At 68.5% G+C, this 24,000-nt stretch carries 19 protein-coding genes; 7 read left to right on the forward strand and 12 right to left on the reverse strand.

Annotated elements, in window-relative coordinates:
• Positions 1 to 116: 116 nt before the first annotated feature.
• Complete coding sequence (ybaL, locus tag I4U41_RS04825) at positions 117 to 1,802, forward strand: YbaL family putative K(+) efflux transporter (RefSeq protein WP_206859971.1); 1,686 nt, start codon at positions 117 to 119, stop codon at positions 1,800 to 1,802.
• 10 nt (positions 1,803 to 1,812) lie between these two features.
• Complete coding sequence (locus tag I4U41_RS04830; RefSeq protein ID WP_206859972.1) at positions 1,813 to 2,451, forward strand: YceH family protein; 639 nt, start codon at positions 1,813 to 1,815, stop codon at positions 2,449 to 2,451.
• Between the two features lie 600 nt (positions 2,452 to 3,051).
• Here the strand turns inward: I4U41_RS04830 and clpB are convergent.
• Positions 3,052 to 5,637 carry an ATP-dependent chaperone ClpB gene (gene clpB / locus I4U41_RS04835; protein ID WP_206859973.1) on the reverse strand — a complete coding sequence of 862 codons (2,586 nt, stop codon included), beginning with the start codon at positions 5,635 to 5,637 and terminating at the stop codon, positions 3,052 to 3,054.
• Positions 5,638 to 5,807: 170 nt separating this feature from the next.
• On the opposite strand from clpB, the gene otsB reads away from it, so the two are divergent.
• The 3 genes from otsB to otsA are packed head-to-tail and all read left to right on the forward strand — an operon-like array spanning position 5,808 to position 9,761.
• Positions 5,808 to 6,557, forward strand: a complete 750-nt coding sequence (gene otsB, locus I4U41_RS04840) for a trehalose-phosphatase (protein ID WP_206859974.1) — start codon at positions 5,808 to 5,810, stop codon at positions 6,555 to 6,557.
• A gap of 37 nt (positions 6,558 to 6,594) precedes the next feature.
• Positions 6,595 to 8,394 carry a glycoside hydrolase family 15 protein gene (locus tag I4U41_RS04845; protein WP_206859975.1) on the forward strand — a complete coding sequence of 600 codons (1,800 nt, stop codon included), beginning with the start codon at positions 6,595 to 6,597 and terminating at the stop codon, positions 8,392 to 8,394.
• Positions 8,391 to 9,761: an alpha,alpha-trehalose-phosphate synthase (UDP-forming) gene (otsA, locus tag I4U41_RS04850; protein WP_206859976.1), complete on the forward strand. Its 1,371-nt coding sequence runs from the start codon at positions 8,391 to 8,393 to the stop codon at positions 9,759 to 9,761. Before I4U41_RS04845 ends, otsA begins: the two co-directional genes overlap by 4 nt.
• Before the next feature lie 138 nt (positions 9,762 to 9,899).
• Here otsA and gloA read toward each other — a convergent pair whose 3' ends face one another.
• The 7 genes from gloA to rluD form a co-directional block, all read right to left on the reverse strand.
• Positions 9,900 to 10,430: a lactoylglutathione lyase gene (gene gloA, locus I4U41_RS04855; protein ID WP_206859977.1), complete on the reverse strand. Its 531-nt coding sequence runs from the start codon at positions 10,428 to 10,430 to the stop codon at positions 9,900 to 9,902.
• Positions 10,431 to 10,488: 58 nt separating this feature from the next.
• A complete protein-coding gene (locus tag I4U41_RS04860; RefSeq protein WP_206859978.1) occupies positions 10,489 to 12,090 on the reverse strand; it encodes a SulP family inorganic anion transporter in 1,602 nt (533 codons plus the stop codon).
• Between the two features lie 123 nt (positions 12,091 to 12,213).
• Positions 12,214 to 12,660, reverse strand: a complete 447-nt coding sequence (locus I4U41_RS04865) for a DUF3574 domain-containing protein (protein WP_206859979.1) — start codon at positions 12,658 to 12,660, stop codon at positions 12,214 to 12,216.
• Complete coding sequence (locus I4U41_RS04870) at positions 12,657 to 13,073, reverse strand: thiol-disulfide oxidoreductase DCC family protein (protein WP_206859980.1); 417 nt, start codon at positions 13,071 to 13,073, stop codon at positions 12,657 to 12,659. The genes I4U41_RS04865 and I4U41_RS04870 overlap by 4 nt, the downstream gene beginning before the upstream one ends.
• Positions 13,057 to 13,611, reverse strand: coding sequence for a DUF4166 domain-containing protein (locus tag I4U41_RS04875; RefSeq protein WP_206859981.1), 555 nt, complete (start codon positions 13,609 to 13,611; stop codon positions 13,057 to 13,059). Before I4U41_RS04875 ends, I4U41_RS04870 begins: the two co-directional genes overlap by 17 nt.
• On the reverse strand, positions 13,608 to 14,363 hold the full coding sequence (pgeF, locus tag I4U41_RS04880) for a peptidoglycan editing factor PgeF (protein WP_206859982.1): 756 nt from the start codon (positions 14,361 to 14,363) through the stop codon (positions 13,608 to 13,610). Before pgeF ends, I4U41_RS04875 begins: the two co-directional genes overlap by 4 nt.
• Positions 14,364 to 14,366: 3 nt before the next feature.
• The gene (gene rluD, locus I4U41_RS04885) at positions 14,367 to 15,353 is read right to left on the reverse strand and encodes a 23S rRNA pseudouridine(1911/1915/1917) synthase RluD (RefSeq protein WP_206859983.1); all 987 of its coding nucleotides are present in this window, start codon (positions 15,351 to 15,353) and stop codon (positions 14,367 to 14,369) included.
• A 79-nt stretch (positions 15,354 to 15,432) separates the two neighbouring features.
• Between rluD and I4U41_RS04890 the strand changes: the two genes are divergently transcribed.
• Positions 15,433 to 16,278: an outer membrane protein assembly factor BamD gene (locus I4U41_RS04890; protein ID WP_206859984.1), complete on the forward strand. Its 846-nt coding sequence runs from the start codon at positions 15,433 to 15,435 to the stop codon at positions 16,276 to 16,278.
• 263 nt (positions 16,279 to 16,541) lie between these two features.
• Here I4U41_RS04890 and I4U41_RS04895 read toward each other — a convergent pair whose 3' ends face one another.
• The 4 genes from I4U41_RS04895 to sucC all read right to left on the reverse strand — a co-directional run bounded on the left by I4U41_RS04895 (position 16,542) and on the right by sucC (position 22,083).
• Positions 16,542 to 18,164, reverse strand: coding sequence for an NAD+ synthase (locus I4U41_RS04895; protein WP_206859985.1), 1,623 nt, complete (start codon positions 18,162 to 18,164; stop codon positions 16,542 to 16,544).
• A 96-nt stretch (positions 18,165 to 18,260) separates the two neighbouring features.
• Positions 18,261 to 19,877, reverse strand: a complete 1,617-nt coding sequence (locus I4U41_RS04900; RefSeq protein WP_206859986.1) for a mucoidy inhibitor MuiA family protein — start codon at positions 19,875 to 19,877, stop codon at positions 18,261 to 18,263.
• Positions 19,878 to 20,028: 151 nt separating this feature from the next.
• Positions 20,029 to 20,904: a succinate--CoA ligase subunit alpha gene (sucD, locus tag I4U41_RS04905; protein WP_206859987.1), complete on the reverse strand. Its 876-nt coding sequence runs from the start codon at positions 20,902 to 20,904 to the stop codon at positions 20,029 to 20,031.
• Between the two features lie 12 nt (positions 20,905 to 20,916).
• On the reverse strand, positions 20,917 to 22,083 hold the full coding sequence (sucC, locus tag I4U41_RS04910; protein ID WP_115841435.1) for an ADP-forming succinate--CoA ligase subunit beta: 1,167 nt from the start codon (positions 22,081 to 22,083) through the stop codon (positions 20,917 to 20,919).
• 218 nt (positions 22,084 to 22,301) lie between these two features.
• Here sucC and I4U41_RS04915 point away from each other — a divergent pair, with 218 nt between their 5' ends.
• The gene (locus I4U41_RS04915) at positions 22,302 to 23,927 is read left to right on the forward strand and encodes a sensor histidine kinase (RefSeq protein WP_206859988.1); all 1,626 of its coding nucleotides are present in this window, start codon (positions 22,302 to 22,304) and stop codon (positions 23,925 to 23,927) included.
• The last annotated feature ends 73 nt before the right edge of the window (positions 23,928 to 24,000 follow it).

A 24,000-nucleotide genomic window follows, 5' to 3' on the forward strand; every position in this document is an offset into this window, starting at 1 on the left:
CCCTCGTTTGACGCCGCTTGACGCAATCTGCTGGCTCGGCGACGGCGTGCGGGGTCGCGGGTTGCGTCGACCGGGTCCGCCCCACATCCTGAACGCGATCCCTTTCCGGAGAGCCGATGCACCACACGTCCCTCATCGCGATCCTCGTGGCCGGCTTCGTCCTGGCCTTCGTCTTCGGCGCGCTCGCCCAGAAAATGCGCCTGTCGCCCCTGGTCGGCTACCTGCTGGCCGGTGTCGTCGCCGGCCCGTTCACGCCCGGCTTCGTCGGCGACCAGACGCTCGCCCCGCAATTGGCCGAAATCGGCGTGATCCTGCTGATGTTCGGCGTGGGCCTGCATTTCTCGCTGCGCGACCTGCTGGACGTGAAGGCCATCGCCCTGCCCGGCGCGATCGCGCAGATCGCGCTCGCCACCGCGCTCGGCTGGGGCATGGCCCTGCTGCTGGGCTGGTCGCATGGCGCAGGTCTGGTGTTCGGTCTCTCGCTCTCGGTCGCCAGCACCGTGGTGCTGCTGCGCGCGCTCGAGGAACGCCGCCTGGTCGAAACCGGCCGCGGCCGGATCGCAGTCGGCTGGCTGATCGTCGAGGACCTGGCGATGGTGCTCGCGCTGGTGCTGCTGCCCGCGCTGGCGGGGCTGCTCAAGGGCGGCGACGTGAGCGCGGCCGACGTGTGGGAAGCGCTGTTCAAGACGCTGGTGAAGGTCGGCGGCTTCGTCGCGGTGATGCTGATCGTCGGCCGTCGCGTGATCCCGTGGGTGCTCGAACGCGTCGCCGGCACCGGCTCGCGCGAACTGTTCACGCTGTGCGTGCTCGCCATCGCGCTGGGCGTGGCGTTCGGCTCGGCGGGCATGTTCGGCGTGTCCTTCGCACTGGGCGCGTTCTTCGCCGGCATGGTGCTGAACGAATCCGAATTCAGCCACCAGGCCGCGAACGAAACGCTGCCGCTGCGCGACGCGTTCGCGGTGCTGTTCTTCGTGTCGGTGGGCATGCTGTTCGACCCGATGATCCTGCTGGATCGCCCGCTGCAGGTGCTGGCGACGTTCCTGATCATCGTGGTGGGCAAGTCGATCGCCGCATACGCGATCGTCCGCGCATTCGGCAAGCCGAACAACACGGCGCTGCTGATTTCCACCAGCCTGGCGCAGATCGGCGAGTTCTCCTTCATCCTCGCCGGCCTCGGCCTGCAGCTGGAAGTGCTGCCGAAGGAGGGCCAGGACCTGATCCTCGCCGGCGCGCTGCTGTCGATCATCGTCAATCCGCTGCTGTTCGCCTGGCTCGACCGCCGCGAGGCGCGCGAGCAGGCGCAGCGCGCGGCCGAGGTCGAGGAGCACGTTTACCCGCCGATTCCCGCCGACCTGCGCGACCACGTGATCCTGATCGGCTACGGTCGCGTCGGCAGCGAACTGGGCCGCCTGCTCGCCGACCGCGGCGTGGGGCTGGTGGTGATCGACGGCGAGGAAGACCTGGTCGATCGCGCCCGCGCCGCGGGCATTCCGGCGATCCGCGGCAACGCCGCCAACGAGCGCGTGCTGCGCGAAGCCGCGCCGGAACGCGCGCATACGGTGATGCTCGCCATTCCCAATGCGCTGGAGGCCGGCGAGATCATCGCGCGCCTGCGCGAAGCGAATGCCTCGCTCACCATCGTGGCGCGCGCGCACAGCGACGCCGAGGTGAAGCATCTGCTGCAGCACGGCGCCGACGGCGCGGTGATGGCCGAGCGCGAGCTGGCGCACAGCCTCGCCGAGATGGTGATGGCCACGCCGCCGTATCGCGGTTCGCGGCACCTGCCACCGGCCACGGCCTGAGGACGCACGCATGAGCGAAGACACCGCACCGCTGCTGTCGCCCATCGACGCGCGCATCCTCGCGTCGCTGTTCGAAAAGGAAGCGACGACCCCGGACGCCTATCCGCTGACGCTCAACGCGATTGTGCTGGCGTGCAACCAGAAGACCGCGCGCGAACCGGTGATGGAGCTGGAACCCGGCGAAGTCGGCAACGCGCTGCGCCGCCTGGAAACGCGCGGCTGGGTGAAGTCGCAGCACACCGCGCGCGCGGAGCGTTACGCGCATCGCCTCGAAGCGGTGCTCAGCCTGACGCGACCGCAGACGGCGCTGCTCATGCTTCGCGGTCCGCAGACCGCGTACGAGCTGATGTCGCGCAGCGAGCGTCTTGCGCGTTTCGAGAGCGTGGAGGATGTGCAGTACGCACTCGAACGCCTGTCGCAGCGTTCGCCCGCGCTGGTGGTCGCCTTGCCGCGCCAGTCCGGACAGCGCGGAGAGCGCTTCGCGCACCTGCTGTGCGGCGAGCCGGACGTGAGTGTTGGATCGCCTGCCGAAGCGGGAACCGGTACGGCGTCCTCCCCCTTGTCGGAGCGCGTCGCCGAACTGGAGCAGCGCGTGGCGGAGCTTGAGGCGCGGCTGATCGCGCTTGAAGCGGGGCGTGACGAGGGTTGAGGTACGTTCTGCGGATACGGCTGCTGCTGTTGCCGTTGTAGCCCGGGTAAGCGAAGCGCACCCGGGAACGCAGGCGCTTCTCCGACCCGGGTGCGCTTCGCTTACCCGGGCTACAAAAGAACCACGTCATCCCGGCGACGGCCGGGATCCAGGCGCGTAGCGCCTGGGCAATCTCGCATCGGCAAACCACACCGTCATTCCGGCGAAAGCTGGAACCCATTTTGCCGTTGCCGCCAAAAGCCGTTGTGGCCCGGGTAAGCGAAGCGCACCCGGGAACGCTGGCGCTTCTCCAACCCGGGTGCGCTTCGCTTACCCGGGCCACAAAAGAACCACGTCATCCCGGCGAAGGCCGGGATCCAGGCGCGTAGCGCCTGGGCAACCTCGCATCGGCAAACCACACCGTCATTCCAGCGAAAGCTGGAACCCACTTTGCTGTTGCCGCCAAAAGCCGTTGTAGCCCGGGTAAGCGAAGCGCACCCGGGAACGCCGCAGGCGCTTCTCCAACCCGGGTGCGCTTCGCTTACCCGGGCTACAAAAGAACCACGTCATCCCGGCGACGGCCGGGATGACGGTGAGCGTGGTTCACCCCACGGCAACCAATCACGCCTTCCGAAACACCAGCTGCCCACCCTGCGCTTCCACATGCACCGTATCGCCGCTGGCAAATTCGCCCGCGAGGATCTTCTGCGCCAGCGGATTCTCGAGTTGCTGCTGGATCGCGCGCTTGAGCGGACGCGCACCGTACACCGGATCGAAGCCGACGTTGCCCAGCAACGCGAGCGCGTCGTCCGACAGCACCAGCTTCAAGCCACGTTCGGAAAGTCGCTTCTCCAGCCCGTTGAGCTGGATGCGCGCGATCTGCCGGATCTGCTGCTTGTCCAGCGGATGGAAGACCACGATGTCGTCCAGGCGATTGATGAACTCCGGACGGAAGTGCGCCTGCACCACGCCCATCACCGCCGCCTTCATCTGCATGTACGCCTGCGGCGAATCGTCGCCGGACAGCTCCTGGATCTGGTGCGAACCCAGGTTCGACGTCATCACGATGACGGTGTTGCGGAAGTCGACCGTGCGACCCTGCCCATCGGTCAGGCGTCCGTCGTCCAGCACCTGCAGCAGGATGTTGAACACGTCCGGATGCGCCTTCTCGACTTCATCCAGCAGGATCACGCTGTACGGACGGCGACGCACCGCTTCGGTGAGGTAACCGCCTTCCTCGTAACCGACATAGCCCGGAGGCGCACCGACGAGGCGACTCACGGAGTGCTTCTCCATGAACTCGCTCATGTCGATGCGCACCATCGCGTCGGATGAGTCGAACAGGAATTCCGCCAGCGCCTTGCACAGCTCGGTCTTGCCCACGCCCGTCGGGCCGAGGAACAGGAACGAGCCCGAGGGCCGGTTCGGATCGGACAGCCCCGCGCGCGAACGACGCACGGCGTCGGACACGACCTTGATCGCCTCTTCCTGACCGACCACGCGCGTGTGCAGCTGCTCTTCCATGCGCAGCAGCTTCTCGCGCTCGCCTTCGAGCATCTTGCTGACGGGAATGCCGGTCCAGCGCGCGACGACCTCGGCGATTTCCTCCGCGGTCACCTTGTCCTGCAACAGCGTGAAGCCCTTCGTTTCGGCTTCCTGCGCCGCCTTGAGCTGCTTGTCGAGTTCCGGCAGCGTGCCGTACTGGATCTCGCTCATCTTCGCGAAATCCTGCCGGCGCTGCGCGGCTTCCAGTTCGAGCTTGGCCTGCTCGATCTGCTCCTTGATCTTCGTCGCGCCCTGCAGCGTGGCCTTCTCGGCCTTCCATACCTCTTCCAGATCGTTGAACTCGCGTTCGAGCGTGGCGATCTCGCTTTCCAGGTCCGCGAGACGCTGCTTCGACGCTTCGTCCTTCTCCTTCTTCAACGCCTCGCGCTGGATCTTGAGCTGGATCAGGCGACGTTCCTTGCGATCGAGTTCTTCCGGCTTGGAATCGATCTCCATGCGGATGCGCGATGCGGCTTCGTCCATCAGGTCGATGGCCTTGTCGGGCAGCTGGCGGTCGGTGATGTAGCGGTTCGACAGCGTGGCCGCGGCGACGATCGCCGGGTCGGTGATCTCCACGCCATGGTGCACGGCGTACTTTTCCTTCAGGCCGCGCAGGATCGCGATGGTGTCCTCCACGCTCGGCTCGCCGACGAACACCTTCTGGAAGCGGCGCTCCAGCGCGGCGTCCTTCTCGATGTACTGGCGGTACTCGTCCAGCGTCGTCGCGCCGATGCAGTGCAGCTCGCCACGCGCGAGCGCGGGCTTGAGCATGTTGCCGGCGTCCATCGCGCCTTCGGCCTTGCCGGCGCCGACCATCGTGTGCAGTTCGTCGATGAACAGGATGATCTGGCCTTCGTTCTTCGCCAGGTCGTTGAGCACGGCCTTCAGGCGCTCCTCGAATTCGCCGCGGAACTTCGCACCGGCGATCAGCGCGCCCATGTCGAGCGACAGCACGCGCTTCCCGCGCAGCCCTTCGGGCACCTCGCCGTTGATGATGCGCTGCGCGAGGCCTTCGACGATCGCGGTCTTGCCCACGCCGGGCTCGCCGATCAGCACCGGGTTGTTCTTGGTTCGACGCTGCAGCACCTGCACGGTGCGGCGGATCTCCTCGTCGCGGCCGATCACCGGATCGAGCTTGCCGCCCTCGGCGCGCGCGGTGAGGTCGATGGTGTATTTCTCCAGCGCCTGGCGCTGGTCCTCGGCGTTTTCCGATTGCACGCTTTCGCCACCGCGCACCTTGGCGATGGCCGCCTCGAGTTTGTCCCTGTTCGCGCCGGCGGACTTCAGGGCGCGACCGACTTCGCCGTTGTCGTCCAGCGCGGCGAGCACGAACAGCTCGCTGGCGATGAACGCATCGCCGCGCTGCTGCGCGAGTTTGTCGGTGACGTTGAGCAGCCGCGCCAGGTCGTTGCCGACGCTGATCTGCCCGGCCTGGCCGGTCACTTTCGGCAGTTTTTCCAGCGCTTCGCCGAGGCGTTCGCGCAGCAGCGGCACGTTGACGCCGGCCTGCGCGAGCAGCGGGCGCGTGCTGCCGCCGCTCTGGTCGAGCAGCGCGGCCATCAGGTGAACGGGTTCGATGACACTGTGGTCGCGGCCGAGCGCCAGCGATTGCGCGTCCTGCAATGCCTGCTGGAAGCGCGAGGTGAGTTTGTCCATCCGCATGGAAGGGGTCCTTCTAGACAGGTGGCGGCCACGTCGCGCAGCCGCGAATGTGCACCAGATGCGGGCAATCCTTGCCCGATTCAACGTCCGAACCCGCCAGTGCCGCCCGCTTGCCGCCATTGGGGAGCTCGTCCACTTCATGCTTACATGCCCGTGTTCACAATGCGTGCATGTCCATCGCCTCCCTCACCCTGCCCGCCCCGCCCGCGGTCTCCTCCGAATGGGCGCTGTTCCTCGATGTCGACGGCACGCTGCTGGATTTCGCCGATGTTCCCGGCGACGTGCTGGTCGATCCCGGCCTGATCGACGTGCTCGCCGTGCTGCACGGGCGCCTCGACGGCGCGATGGCGCTGGTCAGCGGGCGCCGGCTGGCGCAGCTGGACGCGCTGTTCGCCCCGCTGAAACTGCCCGCCGTGGGCCTGCACGGCCTCGAACGCCGCGAGGAAGGACACCAGGAGCGCCACCCGCGCCCGCTGATACTGGACGAGGCCGTGGCCTGGGGCCGGGCGTTGGCCGAGCGCTATCCCGGCGCGCGCGTGGAGGACAAGGGCACCACCATCGCGCTGCACTGGCGCGCCGCGCCGGATGCCGAAGACCTGCTGCGGCAGTACGCCGACTCGATCCTGATCGAACTGCCGGACTATCACCTGCAATACGGGAACATGGTGGTGGAGCTGCGCCCGAACGGCGCGCACAAGGGCCATGCGGTGGCGGACCTGCTCGCGCATCCGCCGTTCCACGGCCGCCGCCCGGTCTTCGTCGGCGACGACTTCACCGACGAACACGCCTTCCACGCGGTCGACAGCCACGGCGGATTCGGCGTGCTCGTGGGCTCGCGCCAGCCCAGTGCCGCGCGCTACGGCTTGCACGATCCGGCGGCGGTGCGCGCGTGGCTGGAGGAAGGCCTCTCGCTCGCGTGACCGCCGCGCGACTTCTTCGAAACGGACCGGACAAAGGATGACTTCGACCTCGACCGACCGCACCGCCAGCCTCGATCTCGGCCTGATCGGCAACTGCAGCATCGCCGCGCTCGTGGATCGGCACGCACGCATCGTCTGGGGCTGCGTGCCCGCGTTCGATGGCGACCCGACGTTCTGCTCCCTGCTCTCGCCACGCGAGCACGACGGTGGCGACTGGACGATCGAGCTGGAAGGCTGCGTGTCCGCCGAGCAGTCGTACATCACCAACACCGCGATGCTGCGCACGGTGCTGCGCGATGCGAACGGCGGCGCGATCGAGATCGTCGATTTCGCCCCGCGCTGGCACCAGAACGACCGCTTCTATCGCCCGGTGATGCTGATGCGCCGCGTGCGACCGTTGTCGGGAACGCCGCGCATCCGCGTGCACCTGAGGCCGCTGGCCGAGTACGGCTCGATGAAGCCGGAAACGACCTGGGGCAGCAATCACATCCGCTACCTCATTCCCGAATTCACGCTGCGCCTCACCAGCGACATTCCCGTGCGGCTGGTGCGCGACTCGCTGCCGTTCGTGCTGGATCGCGACGCGCACTTCGTGCTCGGCCCGGACGAGACGTTGACGCAGTCGGTCTCCGGCTTCGTGCGCATGGCCGAGGAGCACACGCTCAACTACTGGCGCAACTGGGTGCGCAATCTCTACATTCCGCTGGAATGGCAGGACGCGGTGATCCGCAGCGCGATCACGCTCAAGCTGTGCCAGTACGACGAGACCGGCGCGATCGTGGCGGCGATGACGACCTCGATTCCCGAAGCGCCCCACACCGTGCGCAACTGGGATTACCGCTATTGCTGGCTGCGCGATTCGGCCTTCGTCGTGCGTGCGCTGAACCGCCTGGGCGCGACGCGCACGATGGAGGAATACCTTCGCTACCTCGCCAACGTCGCCTCCAACGAGGGCGAGCTGCAACCGCTGTACGGCATCGGCTACGAACGGCAGCTCGCCGAATCGGAAGTCGAATCGCTCGCCGGTTATCGCGGCATGGGGCCGGTGCGTCGCGGCAATCTCGCGTGGTTGCAGAAGCAGCACGACGTGTACGGCAGCGTGGTGCTGGCGTCCACGCAGCTGTTCTTCGACCAGCGCCTGGCGCGCGTGGGCGATGCGTCGGTGTTCGCGCGCCTGGAGCCGGTGGGCGAACTCGCCTACGCGTTGCACGATCGTCCCGATGCGGGGCTCTGGGAATTCCGCGGCCGCGAGGAAGTGCACACGTATTCCAGCGTGATGTGCTGGGCGGCGTGCGATCGCCTCGCGCGCATCGCCGTGCATCTTCGCCTCGCGCCGCAGGTGCAGCTGTGGCGCCAGCGCGCGGACGAGATCCACGCGCGCATCGTCGCGCACGCCTACAACGAGGAGCTCGGACACTTCGTCGAAGCGCTGGACGGCAACCGCCTGGACGCCTCGCTGCTGCTGCTCGCCGACCTGGGCTTCGTCAAGCCGGACGATCCGCGCTTCGTGCGCACGGTGGAGGCGATCGGCAAGGGGCTCAAGCGCGGTGACGCGTTGTTCCGCTACGTGACCCCCGACGATTTCGGCGCACCGGAAACCAGCTTCACCATCTGCACCTTCTGGTACATCGACGCGCTCGCGTCGATCGGCAGGCACGAGGAAGCCCGCGCGTTGTTCGAGCGCATCCTCGCACGGCGCAACCCGCTGGGTCTGCTGTCGGAAGACCTGGAATTCGAAGGCGGCGAGGCCTGGGGCAATTTCCCGCAGACCTATTCGCACGTCGGGCTGATCAACGCCGCCATGCGCCTGTCGCGGCCCTGGCAGGATGCGGCATGAGCCGTCTGGTCGTCGTATCCAATCGTGTGGCAGTACCCGGAGTGAGCAGCGCCGGCGGACTCGCGGTGGCGCTGCAGGCGGCGCTGGAGGAAACCGGCGGCATGTGGTTCGGCTGGAGCGGCCGGATCGACCCGAACGATTCGGGCGAAGTGCACGAGCACGACGCCGGCAACATCCGCTACGTCACCGTCGACCTGTCCAAGCGCGACCACGACGACTACTACAACGGCTTCGCCAACCGCACGTTGTGGCCGCTGCTGCATTTCCGCGTCGATCTGGTGGATTACAGCCGCATCACATACGCGGCGTACCGGCGCGTCAACGCGCTGTTCGCCGAGAAACTCGCGCCGCTGCTGCGCGAGGACGACATCGTGTGGGTACACGACTACCACCTGATCCCGATGGCGAAGCTGCTGCGCGAACTCGGCGTGACGTGCCGGCTCGGCTTCTTCCTGCACGTGCCGATGCCCTCCTCCGACCTGCTCGCCGCGCTTCCGCAGCACGAACGTTTGTTCGAAGGCCTGTCGTCGTACGACCTGATCGGCTTCCAGACCGAGCGCGACCTCGAACGCTTCCAGGACTACGTGCGCCTGTTCGGGCGCGGTCGCGTGATCTCGCACGGCGTGCTGGAAACCCGCAAGGGCAAGCGGCTGCGCGCGGGCGCGTTCCCGATCAGCATCGACACCGCGCAGATCGAGGAGCAGGCGCGCGCGGCGGCGGGCAAGGCCGGCGTGAAGCGGCTGGCGACGAGCCTGTCGGGACGCGCGCTGGCAATCGGCGTGGATCGACTGGATTACTCGAAGGGGTTGCCCGAGCGATTCCGTTCGTTCGGACGCTTCCTCAAGCGGCATCCGGAGCATCGCGGAAAGCTGACCTTCCTGCAGATCGCGCCGGTGTCGCGCGGCGAAGTGCTCGAATACCAGAAGCTGCGCAGCGAGCTGGAACAGTTGTCCGGCCACATCAACGGCGCGCACGCCGAGCCCGACTGGACGCCGGTGCGCTACGTCAATCGCAACTATCCGCACCCGACGCTGACCGGCTTCTACCGGCTCTCGCGCGTGGGCCTGGTCACGCCGTTGCGCGACGGCATGAACCTGGTGGCGAAGGAATACGTGGCCGCGCAGGATCCGAAGGACCCGGGCGTGCTGGTGCTGTCCAGCTTCGCCGGCGCCGCGCGCGAGCTCGACGCGGCGCTGCTGGTGAATCCCTACGACATGGACGGCGTTGCGGACGCGCTCGCCGCCGCGATGGAAATGCCGCTGGAGGAACGCCGCGAGCGCTGGGAAACCATGATGGCCGTGCTGCGCGAGAACGACATCACCGCGTGGCGGCGCAAGTACCTGGCGGCGTTGCGGGAGCCGATCTGAAGGCTCCGGCAAACGTATGGCGCCCCGGGTGCGCTTCGCTTACCCGGGCTACAACCGCCGGGCGCTGATGCCTTTGCAGCCCGGGCAAGGCCGAAGGCCGCACCCGGACACAGAGGCCATCACCTCATCCGCCGGCGATCAGACCCGCGCGGTGGGCTGCAGGATCTCCACCCAGTACCCGTCCGGATCCTTGATGAAGGCGATGTTCTTCATGCGCCCGTCGGTGAGGCGCTTCTGGAAGGCGACGCCGAGCTGTTCGAAACGCGCGCACGCCGCTTCCACGTCGGGCACCGACACGCAGATGTGGCCGAAACCGCGTGGCTCGCCATTGCCGTCGTGATAGCGGAAGTCCGCATCGGATTCGGTGCCGTGGTTGTGCGTGAGTTCCAGCACGCCGCGCTGGCTGAGCAGCCATTCGCCACGCGCGGGTTCCTCGGCCGGGATCTGCGAGGGGTCGTCCACCAGCACCAGGAAGTACAGGCTGAACTTCGCCTCGTCGAAATCGCGACGGCGCACCAGCGTGAAGCCGAGCACGCGCGTGTAGAAATCCAGCGATTTCGCGACGTCCTTGACGCGCAGCATGGTGTGGTTGAACACGAAACCGTGCGTGGCCGCGTCGCGTTGCGCGGTCACGCCGGGGTTGGCGTTGAGTTCGTCTTGCAGGGACATGGGCGTTGGATCGTCTGGGGGAATCGAACTTCTGAAATAGGGGCTACGGACGCGCCGGTCAATGTGCGCCGTCGGCGCTTTCGGGCGACTGGCGTTGCAGCGACAGCAGCCCCAGCAGTACGGCGAGCGCCACGTACGCGCCGGCGAACTGCCACGCGATGACGCGCCGCAGGCCGTCCAGCGTCCACGGCCAGTAGATGCTGCCGCGCGGATCGACCGAGTGGATGAAGCCGAACAGCGTCAACACCGCGCCGATCAGCAGCACCACGGCGGCACGGCGGAAGCGGTGGTCGATCATCGCCACCAGCGCGGTGGACCAGATCATCGCGGTGATGATGAAGCCGTTGCCGAGCGTCACGATCGTCGCAAGATCCGGCAGGCCGTGGCCATCGATGCCTTCGTACAGCGCGGCGAAACGGTCCGGCGCGATCCACGCCGGATTGCCGAGCTTGATCACCAGCAGGTACGCCACCGACGGCAGGAACGCCAGCGCGACCGCGAGCGCATGGCGGCGCGGGCTGTCGTGGAAGGCCTGCACGGTGATGTCCATGCCGACGTAGACGATGATCGGCGCGAGCACCGCGATCGGCAGCCACTGCACCAGGCCCGAGACGTAGCCGAACACGCCGCCCAGGCCGATGAACAGGCCCGTCAGCAGGGTGTAGCCCATGCGCGCGCCCATGTGCTTGTACGCGGGCTGGCCGATGTACGGCGTGGTCTGCGCGACGCCGCCGCAGAAACCGGCGACCAGCGTGGACACGGCTTCGGCGAGCAGCACGTCGCGCGTGCGGTAGTCGTCGCCGGCGGCGCGCGCGCTTTCGCTCACGTTGATGCCGCCCACCACCATCAGCAGGCCGAACGGCAGCAGCAGCGGCAGGTACGGCACGGTGTACGCCAGGCCATCGATGAACTGCAGCGTCGGCAGCGGCAGCGTGAAACGCAGCGGTGCGGCGTCGGGCAGCTTGAAGCCCGGCGTGCCCAGGCCCGCAAGGCCGAGTCCGTAATACAGCACCGTGCCGACGATGAAGGCGAGCAGCACGCCGGGCATGCGGATCGGCAGCTTGCCCTTCGCGACGAGCACGTACATCAGCAGGCCGAAGGTCACGAAGCCGACCAGCGGCGAGCGCAGGGTTTCGATGAGCGGCAGGAAGCCGAGCAACGCGAGGGCCGCGCCGCCGATCGAACCCAGTAGCGCCGCGCGCGGCACCGCGCGCGTGATCGCATCGCCGAAGAACGACAGCACCAGCTTCAGCACGCCCATCACCACCAGCGACGCCATGCCGAGTTGCCAGGTCGCGGTCGCCGCCGCCGCTTCGTCCATGCCCTGCTGCTTGAAGCCGACGAACGCCGGCCCCAGCACCAGCAGCGCCATGCCGATGCTGGTCGGCGCATCCAGGCCGAGCGGCATCGCGGTGACTTCCGTCCGCCCGCTCTCGCGCGCGAGGCGGTGCGCCATCCAGGTGTAGATCAGGTTGCCGACCAGCACGCCGAACGCGGTGCCGGGGAACATGCGGGTGAACACGACCTCCGCCGGGAAACCGAAGATGCCGATCAGCGCGGCGGAGATGAAGCCCAGGATCGACAGGTTGTCGACGACCAGGCCGAAGAAGCCGTTGAGGTCGCCGGGGACGAACCAGCGACGGGAAGGGGATGGCGGCATGGAGGGCTCGCGACGTGGGATGTGCGAATCGTAGCGGCTTTGGTCCGCCGGGCACCGGAAGGATTGGAATGGGCACATGGCGCCGGGCGATGCAGCGTCGCCGACAGGCGCGGGCGCCGCCGGCTAGAACGACACCTCGACCGCCGAACGGGCCCACAGCACCGACTCGTGTCCGGTCATGCGCTTCCACGCCAGCCGGATCGCCTCGATATCCTCGTGCGGCCTGACGCTGTCCGCGTGCAGCACCACGAGCACCTTCGCGCGTTGCCGAACCAGCCGGCCGCCCTGCTGGAAACGCCACTGCCCGTAACCGTCCAGCACCGTCAGGCCGTCGGGGAAGCGCGGCGTCACTTCCGCATCGAGGAATGCGCGCCACCGCGCTTCGTCGATCACACCGGTGCCGTCCTCGTTGCCGACCGCGAAGTAAAGCTCGCTGCGGACCCAGCCGGACGATTGCGCCGGGCGCGAGGCGTCGCCGTGCATCACGGCGGTGGTCGATGCGGTGGTCGCGCAGCCGGTCAATGCGACCGCCGCGAACAGCGCGCCCAGCACGAAGCGAAGATTCGTCATGGCAGGAACCTCGCCGCCTGCTCCGGCGCCGGGATCATGCAGTGTTCGTGGCGACCGAACATCCGATACCGGTTGCGCGCGATTCCGCGATACAGGCGATCGCGCACGCCACGCGGCAACACGCGCAGCAGCGCCGCGAGCCGCCACGCTCCGCCCAGGCCCGACAGCACGCGCACGATCGCGTCCGTGTCGGTCCATGCTGCGTTCTCCTCGATCAGCAGGAACGACGCCGGATCGTCGGCATCCAGGCCGTGCGCAAACAGCAATGCGCGCCCGCTCTCGCCCTGCATCGCGGCGAAGCGGTAGCGCCCGCGGCGATCGTGTCGCAGCAGGAAACGAACCCAGCCGTTGCACAGCACGCAGACGCCATCGAACACGATGACCGCGCCATCGCGATCAGGTTGGATCGACATCCAGCCACCCCCGGTAATGCACCAGCCGCCCGATCCACGGCAGCGCCGCGAACACGTCGAACCGATAGCGACGATCGCGTTCGTACTCACGCGCGCCCACCGCGTCGAACCAGCGGCGCGGCAGCGGCACGCCCAGCGCGCGCACCTTCGCCACACGCCACACCACGGCATGACCGGCGCCGAGCGGCTCGACGTCGAGGCGGAACGCGAACGTCACCAGCCCCAGGCGTTCGCACAGCAGCGCGTCGCGTGCCCACAGGCGCGAGCGCATCGCGCGCCCCGCGAAGATGCGCGCCCAGCGTTCGCCCTGCGCGGCGCTGTCGATCTCGACTTCGATCGTGCCCCGGCCTTCGCCGGGCAGTCGCGTCGCCCAGGCGCACATGCGCGAGAGCAGCCCGTGTCCGCGTTCGACCTCGACCTTGCCGCGATAACGATGCCGCCCGACGCGTTCGTGAAGCGCGCGCACGGTCGGCGGCAGATCGTCGAAACGCGCCGGAAGCAGCTGACGGTACAGCGGCGTCGGCGTCGTCGCGTTCATCCGCGCGGCTCGATCCAGACCAGCGAGGCCATGCGCCCACCGCGCTGGTCGCGGCGATGCGAGAAGAAGCGTTGCGGCTCGGAGATCGTGCACAGGCCGCCGCCGTGGATGCGATCGGGCGTCATGCCCGCGGCCTGCAGGCGGCGTCGCGCCAGTTCGTAGAGATCGACGCGCCAGTGACCGGGACGTGTGGCGGCGAAGGCGCTTTCCGCATCCGCATCGCGCGAAACGAAGGCGTCGAACACGTCCTGTCCGATCTCGTACGCCTGCGGTCCGGCGGCGGGACCGAGCCAGGCGTGCACGCGATCGGGCGCGGTGCGCATCGCGACCAGCGTGGTTTCGAGCACGCCGGCGGCCAGGCCGCGCCAGCCCGCGTGCGCGCCGCCGACCTCGCGGCCATCGTCGGCGCAGAACAGCACGGGCAGGCAATCGGCGGTGAGGATCGCCAGCACGACGCCGGGTTCGGATGTCACCGACGCATCGGCTTCGACCTCCTCCGCGGCCGGCGCATCGAAACGATGCACGTGCGTGCCGTGCACCTGCCGCAGCCAGCACGGCGTGGAAGGCAGGCGGGCGTGTTCGGCCAGCAACGCGCGGTTGCGCTGCACCGCATCCGCTTCGTCGCCGGCGCGCAGGCCGAGGTTGAAACGATCGAACGGCGGCGCGGAAACGCCCAGCCCGTGCCGCAGCGTGGTGAAGCCGCGCACCTGCGCAGGCGCCGGCCAACGGGCGTCGATCCACGCCGCCGGCATCGCTCAGCGCTCCCGCTCGGCCGCGGCGGCCGTGTCGTCGCGAAGCACGCCGATGAGCGCCTTCAGGTCGGCCGGCACCGGCGCGGTGCAACGTACGGGCTCGCCGGTCATCGGATGCGCGAACTCCAGCGTCTCGGCGTGCAGCGCCTGGCGCTTGAAGCCGCGCAGCGTGGCGACCAGTTCCCCGGTCGCACCGCGCGGCAGTTTCAGCGGACCGCCGTACAGCGGATCGCCGACGATCGGATGCTTCAGGTGCGCCATATGCACGCGGATCTGGTGGGTGCGGCCGGTTTCCAGGCGGCATTCCAGCAGCGTGTGCGCGCGGAAGCGCTCGCGCAGGCGGTAATGCGTCACCGCGTCGCGGCCGTCCTCGCGCACGGCCATGCGGATGCGGTCGCGCGGGTGGCGGTCGATCGGCGCATTGGCCGTGCCGCCGGACACCAGCGAGCCGACCACGACGGCCAGGTACTGGCGGTGCACCTCGCGCGAGGACAGCTGTTCGATCAGCGCCGTATGCGCCGGCAGCGTGCGCGCGACGACCATGACGCCGGAGGTGTCCTTGTCGAGCCGGTGCACGATGCCCGCGCGCGGCAGCGTGTTGAGCGAGGGGTCGCGGTGCAGCAGCGCGTTGACCAGCGTGCCGGCCGGATTGCCGGCGCCCGGATGGACGACCAGGCCCGCCGGCTTGTCGATGACGATGACGTGCTCGTCCTCGTACAGGACGTCGAGCGCGATGTCCTCGGGTTGCGAATGCGTCTGGATGTCGAGCTGCACGTGCAGCGTGACCGTCTCGCCGCCGCGCACCGGATCGCGCGGGCGGACCTCGCGGCCGTCCAGGCGGGCGTCGCCGGACTTGATCCAGGCAGCCAGGCGCGAGCGCGAGAAGTCGGGGAACAGCTCGGCCAGCACGGCGTCGAAGCGGCGCCCGGCGGCGGCGTCCGGGACGGTCGCCTGCAGGGGGGCCTCGGGCGGGTTGGAATCGTCGGTCATCGGACGGGCAGGATTCAGGGCGGGCAGGTGGGGACTGCTATTATCCGGTCTTCGTACCTTCGGCGCCCGTCGAGATCCCATGACCCACCGTTCCGCCCCTTCGCGCCTGCTGGCCCTGCTGCTGATCGTCGTCTTCGCCGGCGTCGGCTGCAGCCGATTCAAAGACAAGGATTCGGACGAGGGCGTGCCGGTCGAGCAGCTCTACGAGAAGGCCCACAAGTCGATGACCAACGGCAACTGGGCCGGCGCCGAGACCACCTTCAAGCGCCTCGTTGCCCAGTATCCGTACGGCCCGTACACCGAGCAGGCGCTGGTCGAGACGGCTTACGCGCAGTACAAGGCCGGCAAGCACGACGACGCGATCAGCAGCATCGACCGCTTCATCCGCACCTACCCGACGCACAAGAACATCGCGTACATGTACTACCTGCGCGGACTGACCAACTCCAGCCGCGACACGGTATTCCTGCAGAAGGTGTGGACGCTGGACGCCAGCCGCCGCGACCTGGCGACGCCGCTGCAGGCGTTCAACGATTTCTCGATCGTCGCCGACCGCTATCCGAACAGCCGCTACGCCGCCGACGCGCGCGAGCGCATGCGCGGCCTGCGCGACATGTTCGCCCGCCACGAGCTCGACACCGCGCTGTATTACCTGCGCCGCACCGCCTACGTCGCGGCGGCCGAACGCGCGAAGTTCCTGCTGGAAACCTACCCGCAGAGCCAGTACCAGAACGATGCCGTCGCCACGCTGGCCGCCGCGTACGAGGGCCTGGGCAACGAGGCGTTGGCCGCCGACGCTCGACGTGTGCTGCAGCTCAACGAGCCGAACCACCCGTTCCTGGCCGGCAAGTGGCCGGACTATCCGAGCAACTGGCGCAAGCTCAACCCGTTCGCGGGCGAGAAGTCGGCGCTGGACAACGAGTAACCGGTTCGGCCGGATGCAAACGAAACGCCGCCCCCCCGGGCGGCGTTTCTATTTGTTTCGCGCAACCGTTGCTGCCGAAGTCGGCCGTTGTAGCCCGGGTAAGCGCAGCGCACCCGGGGATCCGTGAACGTGTCGGCAACCCGGGCGCGCTGCGCTTGCCCGGGCTACAAAAGCATGGGCGCGCGGGAGGGTGCGGGCCCGCGTCGCGGCTGGCGCCGGGATGACGATGAGGGCGGAATGACGCGTGCGTGCAGTCGCCGGCGTCAGTGCCCGTACCCGTTGGTGATCGGATACCGCCGCTCGCGGCCGAACGCGCGACGCGACACCTTCGGGCCCGGCGCGGCCTGGTGGCGCTTCCATTCGCTGATGCGCACCAGCCGCAGCACGCGATCCACCGTCGCCTGGTCGAAGCCCGCGCCGATGATGTCCTCGCGCGACTGCTCCTGGTCGACGTAGCGCAGCAGGATCGCGTCGAGCACGTCGTAGGGCGGCAGCGAATCCTGGTCCTTCTGGTTCTCGCGCAGCTCGGCCGACGGCGGGCGGTCGATCACCGCCTGCGGAATGACGCGATCGCCCACCGTGTTGCGCCAGCGTGCAAGCGCGAAGACCTCGGTCTTGTAGAGATCCTTCAACGGTGCATAGCCGCCGCACATGTCGCCGTAGATCGTGGCGTAGCCGACCGCGTATTCGCTCTTGTTGCCGGTGGTCAGCAGCAGGCCGCCGAACTTGTTGCTCATCGCCATCAGCAGCGCGCCACGCGTGCGCGACTGCAGGTTCTCTTCGGTCGTGTCGACCGGACGGCCGGCGAAGGTGTCGGCCAACGCATCGAGGAAACCCTGGAACGGCTTCTCGATCGGCAAGGTCAGCAAGCGCACGCCCTGCATGCGGCACTGCTCCTCGGCGAGGTCGTTCGACATGCCCGCCGTGTAGCGCGAGGGCATGCGCACGGCGGTGACGTTGTCGGCGCCGAGCGCATCGACGGCGATCGCCAGCACCAGCGAGGAGTCGATGCCGCCCGACAGCCCCAGCCACGCATGCTTGAAGCCGTTCTTGGCGAAGTAGTCGCGCGTGCCGCGCACCACCGCGCGCCACGCGAGCGCGTCGCGGCTTTCGTCGCCGTCCTCCATCCACTGCACCGGCGAGAAACGGCGCGAGTCGGGATCGAAATCCACCACCAGCCACTGGTCGGTGAACGCCGCCGCGGCGGGATGCACGGTGCCGTCGCCATCGGCCACGACCGAGCCGCCATCGAACACCAGCGCGTCCTGCCCGCCGACCGCGTTGACGTAGACCAGGCCGACGCCGGTTTCCTGCACGCGCTGCGCCATCAGCGCGTCGCGGTCGGCATGCTTGTCGCGTTCGAACGGCGAGGCGTTGGGCACCAGCACGATCTCCGCGCCCTTTGCCACGGTGCTGGCGAGCGGCTCGGGGAACCACAGGTCCTCGCAGACGAGCAGGCCGACCTGCACGCCATCCACGTCGAAGATGCAGTCGTCGCGGTCGGGATCGACGTCGAAGTAGCGGCGTTCGTCGAAGACGGCGTAGTTCGGCAGTTCGCGCTTGCGATAGGTATGCGAGACGTGGCCGTCGCGCAGCACGCTCGCGGCGTTGTAGACCACGCTGCCTGCCGCCTGCGGCCAGCCGACGACGGCGACGATGCCGCGCACGCCGGCAGCGATGCGTTCGATCTCCGCCTGGCAATCGGCCAGGAAGGAGGGCCGCAGCAGCAGGTCCTCCGGCGGATAGCCGCTGAGCGCCAGTTCCGGGAAGAGGACGACGTCGGCGCCGTATTCGTCGCGCGCCTGTTCGATCATCGTGGCGATGCGCTCGGCATTGCGTTGGACGGCGCCGACGGGGAAATCGAACTGGGCAAGGGCGATGCGCATGGGCGTACGGCGATGGCGTGGGGTGCGGTAATTCTTGCAGAATCCGGCGCCCGCGCCGCACACGCGCGGCTCACGCGCGGCGGCGCCCTGCCTTCGTCAGAGCCCCCAGACGTCCAGGCCGCGCGGCGCGACGACCGTGTACGACAGCGGCAGTTCGCGCTGCTCGCCCGGGGCGAGGCGCAACGTCCACTCGAGCCGGCCGGTGTCGGGCTCCAGCTTCGCGTCGGCGTAGCGCAGGTCTTCCACGCGCAGGCGGTTGTCGGTGGAGACGGGGATCTGGTCGACCACCACCAGATCGATCGGCTCCGGACGCGTGTTGCGCGCGGTGATCGTGTAGGCGAACTGCTGGCGGCTGCCCGTGCGGGTGGCGCGTTCGGTGGTCTGCCTGCGCGTCACCAGGATGCGTGGATCGCGACCGAGCGAGACGTCCATCGTGTCGCGCGCCTGCCGCACGTCCACCCTGCCCTGCCCGACGTAGGCGCCGTCGTGGAAGATGCTGCTCTGTCCCGGCAGCAGGTCGAGCCGATCCCAGTCGCGCACCCGCGCCTGCAGGAACGCGTCCGCATCGAGCTTGGGGGTAGCGACGTAGCGGTAGCTCGCGGGAAGATCGGTCGAACCGAGCATCACCATGTGGCCCTTGCCATCGGACGGCACGGTGTACGGCAGCGCGACCCTGTACTGGACGTTGAGGCCCGCGGCCTCGGTGGCGACGTAGCCGTCGAGCGTGGATTGCCGCCGGCGCGCGCCGGTCACTTCGACACGATCCGATACCGATGCCTCCGGCGCGGGCGCGTAGCCGGCCGTCGCCTGCGCGACCAGTCGCGGTTCGTGCACACCCACCTGCCACGTCCGCAGCTCCGGCGCCTGCGCACTCCGCGCCGGATCGCCGCTGGACAGCGTCAGCCGCACCTGGTTCCAGGCGACGCCGGTGTTCTGGAAGATCCGCGCCTTCTGCACCAGCGTCACCGGTTGATCAATGCGCCCGACCTGCAGGTCGTACGACGGCACCCAGCCCGCATCGTCCACCCAGTACGACAGCCGGAACGTCGCGCGCGTCGGCTGCCGCGCATGCAGCGCGAGGGTCAGCGTGCCGGCACGCTGGAAGCCCTGCGCGGCGACCTCGTCGAACATCTGCTGCACGCGTGCCTGCTCCGCCTGCGCGCGCGCCAGCCGCGGCACGTTCGCCGCGCGTTCGACCAGCGCCTGCTGCATCGTCGTGCCCAGCAGCGCGAGCATGCGGGTCACTTCGGCGGCGGCCACCGCGCCGTCCTTGCTGCCGGCGCGGCGGTTTTCCTTGAGCAGCGCGAGCTGCTCGTCGATCACCGCCTGCCGCGCCTCGATCCGCGCGGTGCGCGCCATCGCCGCATCGAGCTGGTCGCGCGCCTTGCGGGCTTCGGGCGAGAGCGCGTCGTCATCGCCTTCCAGCGCCGGCGTGAACATCGAGGACAACACCACGACGTCGGCGCGCGTGGCCAGGGCGAGGCTGTCGGGGTCCATGCCGCCGGACACGCCCTGCAGCACCCACTCGCTGTCGCCCGCCGGCACGTCGAGCGTCACCGAGCCGTCGAGCTGCGCGCCGCGCAGGAAGACCGTGGCGCTCTCCAGCGACACGCGCGGCGCGGTGGCGGCTTTCGCGGCGGTCTGCGCGAATGCGGCGGGAGCCGACAGGCATAGCGCCAGGGCCGCTCCGGCGATGCGGAAATTCAGGTTCACTGCGTCATCCTCCGATGGAAACTCCAGTCGGGACCTGCAAACGTCCCAGCCGGACCATCGGGGTTGAAGCCCGCGCGGCGGGCAAGAAAAAAGGCCGCCCGGAGGCGGCCTTTCTTCGATGCATCGAAGCAGCGCGGATGACGCGTCGTGCTTACTTCGCCAGGCGCTTGGCGATCGCCGCACCGAGGTCGCCGGGCGACTTCACCGTGGTCACGCCCGCCTTTTCCATCGCGGCGAACTTGCCTTCCGCCGTGCCCGAGCCGCCCGAGGCGATCGCGCCCGCGTGGCCCATGCGCTTGCCCTTCGGGGCCGAGGCGCCGGCGATGAAGCCCACGACCGGCTTGGTCACGTGCGTGGCGATGAACTCGGCCGCTTCTTCCTCGGCCGAACCGCCGATCTCGCCGACCATGATGATGCCTTCGGTCTGCGGGTCTTCCTGGAACAGCTTCAGCGCGTCGATGAAGTTGGTGCCGTTGATCGGGTCGCCGCCGATGCCGATGCAGGTCGACTGGCCGAGGCCGACGTCGGTGGTCTGCTTCACGGCTTCATACGTCAGCGTGCCGGAGCGCGACACGATGCCGATCTTGCCCGGCATGTGGATGTGGCCCGGCATGATGCCGATCTTGCACTCGCCCGGCGTGATCACGCCCGGGCAGTTCGGACCGACCAGCACGGTGTCCGGGTAGCCCTTCAGCGCGTTCTTCGCACGCAGCATGTCCAGCACCGGGATGCCCTCGGTGATGCACACGATGACCTTGATGCCGGCCGCGGCCGCTTCCATGATCGCGTCGGCCGCGAACGGCGGCGGGACGTAGATGACGGACGCGTCGGCGCCGGTGGTCTTCACGGCTTCGGCGACGGTGTTGAAGACCGGCAGGCCGAGGTGCTGCGTGCCGCCCTTGCCCGGCGTGACGCCGCCCACGACCTGGGTGCCGTATTCCAGCATCTGCTGCGCGTGGAAGGTGCCCTGCGAGCCGGTGAAGCCCTGGACGATGACCTTCGTGTTCTTGTTGATCAAAACGGACATGTCATCAGCCCCTTACTTGCCAGCGACGGCCGCAACGGCCTTCTTCGCGCCATCGTTGATGTCGTCGGCCGGGGTAATGGCCAGACCCGAGTTCTTCAGCAGTTCCTTGCCGGCTTCGACGTTCGTGCCTTCGAGGCGGACGATCACCGGGACCTTGACGTCGACTTCCTTCACCGCGGCGATGATGCCCTCGGCGATCATGTCGCAGCGGACGATGCCGCCGAAGATGTTCACGAAGATCGCCTTCACCTTGTCGGACGACAGGATCAGCTTGAAGGCCTCGGTCACGCGCTCCTTGGTGGCGCCGCCACCGACGTCCAGGAAGTTCGCCGGCTCGCCGCCGTTGAGCTTGATGACGTCCATCGTCGCCATGGCCAGGCCTGCGCCGTTGACCATGCAGCCGATATTGCCGTCCATCGTGACGTAGTTGAGGTCGTGCTGGCTGGCCAGCACTTCGGTCTCGTCTTCCTGGCGGATGTCGCGCATGGCAACCAGTTCCGGATGACGGAACGAGGCGTTGTCGTCGGAGTCGACCTTGCCGTCGAGCACGGCGAGGTCGCCGTTGGTGAGGATGGCCAGCGGGTTCAGTTCGACCAGCGCCAGGTCCTTTTCGTTGAACAGCTTGTACAGGCCCAGCATGATCTTGGTCAGCTGGTTCACCTGCTTGGCGTTCAGGCCCATCGCGAAACCGAGGTCGCGGCACTCGTAGGGCTGCAGGCCCTGCACGTAGTTCACGTGCAGCGCGTGGATGGCTTCCGGCTTCTCCGCGGCCACCTGTTCGATGTCCATGCCGCCCTCGGCCGAGGCGATGAAGGTGACCGACTTGGTCGAGCGGTCGACCAGCACCGACAGGTACAGCTCCTTGGCGATGTCGGTGCCTTCGGAGATCAGGACCGCATCGATCGGCAGCTCGACGCCCGCCGTCTGGTAGGTCGCCATCTTCGTGCCGAGCATCGCGGCGGCGTACTGCTTCACCTCGTCGTACGACTTGGCCAGCTTGACGCCGCCGGCCTTGCCGCGGCCGCCCGCGTGGATCTGCGCCTTGACGACCCACAGGTCGCCCGGGATGGCCTTGGCGGCCGCGACGGCTTCGTCCGGAGTGCGCGCGACGCGCCCGGTCGGCACCGCGATGCCGTAGTCGGCAAACAGCTGCTTTGCCTGATATTCGTGAAAATTCATGCGTCACCGAGGGGAGTGAAAAGAATCCCCGCGGCCAATGCCGCGCCGGTGGTCCGTGAAGCCCGGGGACACCCGTACGGTCGAGCGCGAGGGGGCGGTATTGTCGCCCATCCACGCGGCCCGGGCAAAACCGCCCGGCGGTCGGGCGCCCGTGGTAGCGGTTCGGCGGCACCGCCGGCCATACTCGGCACATCGTTTTCGCACGGAAGGAACGCCGCTTGCCGACCGCCTCCGCCCGGCCGCCCATTGCCGCCGACGCCGACAGCGCGCTTCGCCGCGAGCTGTATTTCTTCACGCTGTACCGCCTGTTCGAGGCGGCGCTGCTGGTGTTCTTCCTGTTCGGACCGGCCACCGGGCTGGTCGAGCCGCTGCGCAACGAGCTGGGCGCGCGGTCGGTCGCCCTGTCCTACCTCTTCATCGCGGCCCTGCTGTTCGCCTTCGGCCGGCGCGGCGAGCTGCGCGCACAGACGCTGACCGGCATCGGCGCCGACCTGTTCTTCGGCCTGCTGGCCATGCACGCGATGCCCGCCGCCGGCACCGGCATCGCGCTGATGCTGCTGTTCAACGTCGGCGCGGCCTCGCTGCTGCTGCCGGCGCGGTACGGCCTCGGCGCGGCGGTGGTGGCGGTGCTGGGCTTGTTCGGGGAGTTCATCTGGACCCAGTTCGACCCCGAAGGCAGCGACCGCACGCTGGCCGAGCCGATGATGTTCGCGGTGGGCTACATGGCGATCGCCACGCTCACCAGCATCCTCGGCCGGCAGATGCGCGAGAGCTACGACCTGGCCGAGCGCCGCGGCGCCGAGGCCGCGCACCTGGGCGAGATCAACGAGCTGATCATCCGCCGCCTTCGCACCGGCGTACTGCTGGTCGACCGCGGCGACCGCATCCGCCTGGCGAACGAAGCGGCGATGCTGCTGCTCGGCGACGCCGGCGAAAGCACCGATCTGCACGGGCAGCGCAGCCTCGCCGTGGCCGCGCCGGAACTCGCGCGACGCCTGGAACGCTGGCGCCAGGACGGCAGCCACAACGACAGCCCGCTGCAGCTGGCGCCGGACCTTCCGGAAGTCGTGCCGCGCTTCACCCGACTGCTCGCCGGAAGCGAGCAGGTGCTGGTGTTCCTCGACGACACCTCGCTGCTCTCGCGCCACGCCGAATCGATGACGCTGGCGACGCTGGGCCGTTTCTCCGCGAGCCTCGCGCACGAGATCCGCAATCCGCTGGCGGCGATCAACTACGCCGTGCAACTGCTGGAGGAATCCGACGACGTCCCCACCGCCGAGCGCCGCCTGCTGGAGATCATCCGCCAGCAGGGCATCCGCATGAACGGCATCGTCGAGAACGTGCTGGGCATGGCGCGACGCGAACCGGCCAAGCCCGAGCACGTCGAACTGGTCGGCTTCGGGCGGCAGTTCGTCGAGGAATACCTCGCCAGCCACCCGCTGGACCTGGACACACTGCGCTGCACCTCCGTGGTCGCGCGACTGCCGGTGCTGATCGATCCGCGCCACCTGCACCAGGTGCTCACCGTGCTGGTGTCCAACGCGCTGAGCTACGGGCGCATGCCGGGTGAACCGGCGCGGGTGACCGTCAGCGTGTATACGGATGACGCCGGGCTGCCGTGCATCGACGTGCTCGATCGCGGCCCCGGCATTCCCGAATCCGTGGCGACGCGGCTGTTCCGGCCGTTCTTCACCACCTCCAGCCACGGCACCGGGCTGGGCCTCTACATCGCGCGCGAGCTGTGCCGCGCGAATCAGGCCACGCTCGATTACGTCGCCATGCCGGGCGGTGGCGGATGCTTCCGCGTGCGGCTGATCGGCAGCCACTCGCTGCTCGCATCCTGAGGTGGCGTGCGCAATTCCAATGCCTGAACAGGCGAGACGACCGGCCGCGCTTGGCGCCCCGTGCGACCTTAAG

It is taken from the genome of Lysobacter changpingensis (assembly GCF_017308985.1).
GTDB classification, from domain to species: Bacteria; Pseudomonadota; Gammaproteobacteria; order Xanthomonadales; family Xanthomonadaceae; genus Lysobacter_J; species Lysobacter_J changpingensis.

Excerpts from the sequence above, each read along its gene's own strand:
- ybaL (WP_206859971.1), top strand. The coding sequence starts at position 117 with ATGCACCACACGTCCCTCATCGCGATCCTCGTGGCCGGCTTCGTCCTG.
- I4U41_RS04830 (WP_206859972.1), top strand. The coding sequence starts at position 1,813 with ATGAGCGAAGACACCGCACCGCTGCTGTCGCCCATCGACGCGCGCATC.
- clpB (WP_206859973.1), bottom strand. The coding sequence starts at position 5,637 with ATGCGGATGGACAAACTCACCTCGCGCTTCCAGCAGGCATTGCAGGAC.
- otsB (WP_206859974.1), top strand. The coding sequence starts at position 5,808 with ATGTCCATCGCCTCCCTCACCCTGCCCGCCCCGCCCGCGGTCTCCTCC.
- I4U41_RS04845 (WP_206859975.1), top strand. The coding sequence starts at position 6,595 with ATGACTTCGACCTCGACCGACCGCACCGCCAGCCTCGATCTCGGCCTG.
- otsA (WP_206859976.1), top strand. The coding sequence starts at position 8,391 with ATGAGCCGTCTGGTCGTCGTATCCAATCGTGTGGCAGTACCCGGAGTG.
- gloA (WP_206859977.1), bottom strand. The coding sequence starts at position 10,430 with ATGTCCCTGCAAGACGAACTCAACGCCAACCCCGGCGTGACCGCGCAA.
- I4U41_RS04860 (WP_206859978.1), bottom strand. The coding sequence starts at position 12,090 with ATGCCGCCATCCCCTTCCCGTCGCTGGTTCGTCCCCGGCGACCTCAAC.
- I4U41_RS04865 (WP_206859979.1), bottom strand. The coding sequence starts at position 12,660 with ATGACGAATCTTCGCTTCGTGCTGGGCGCGCTGTTCGCGGCGGTCGCA.
- I4U41_RS04870 (WP_206859980.1), bottom strand. The coding sequence starts at position 13,073 with ATGTCGATCCAACCTGATCGCGATGGCGCGGTCATCGTGTTCGATGGC.
- I4U41_RS04875 (WP_206859981.1), bottom strand. The coding sequence starts at position 13,611 with ATGAACGCGACGACGCCGACGCCGCTGTACCGTCAGCTGCTTCCGGCG.
- pgeF (WP_206859982.1), bottom strand. The coding sequence starts at position 14,363 with ATGCCGGCGGCGTGGATCGACGCCCGTTGGCCGGCGCCTGCGCAGGTG.
- rluD (WP_206859983.1), bottom strand. The coding sequence starts at position 15,353 with ATGACCGACGATTCCAACCCGCCCGAGGCCCCCCTGCAGGCGACCGTC.
- I4U41_RS04890 (WP_206859984.1), top strand. The coding sequence starts at position 15,433 with ATGACCCACCGTTCCGCCCCTTCGCGCCTGCTGGCCCTGCTGCTGATC.
- I4U41_RS04895 (WP_206859985.1), bottom strand. The coding sequence starts at position 18,164 with ATGCGCATCGCCCTTGCCCAGTTCGATTTCCCCGTCGGCGCCGTCCAA.
- sucD (WP_206859987.1), bottom strand. The coding sequence starts at position 20,904 with ATGTCCGTTTTGATCAACAAGAACACGAAGGTCATCGTCCAGGGCTTC.
- sucC (WP_115841435.1), bottom strand. The coding sequence starts at position 22,083 with ATGAATTTTCACGAATATCAGGCAAAGCAGCTGTTTGCCGACTACGGC.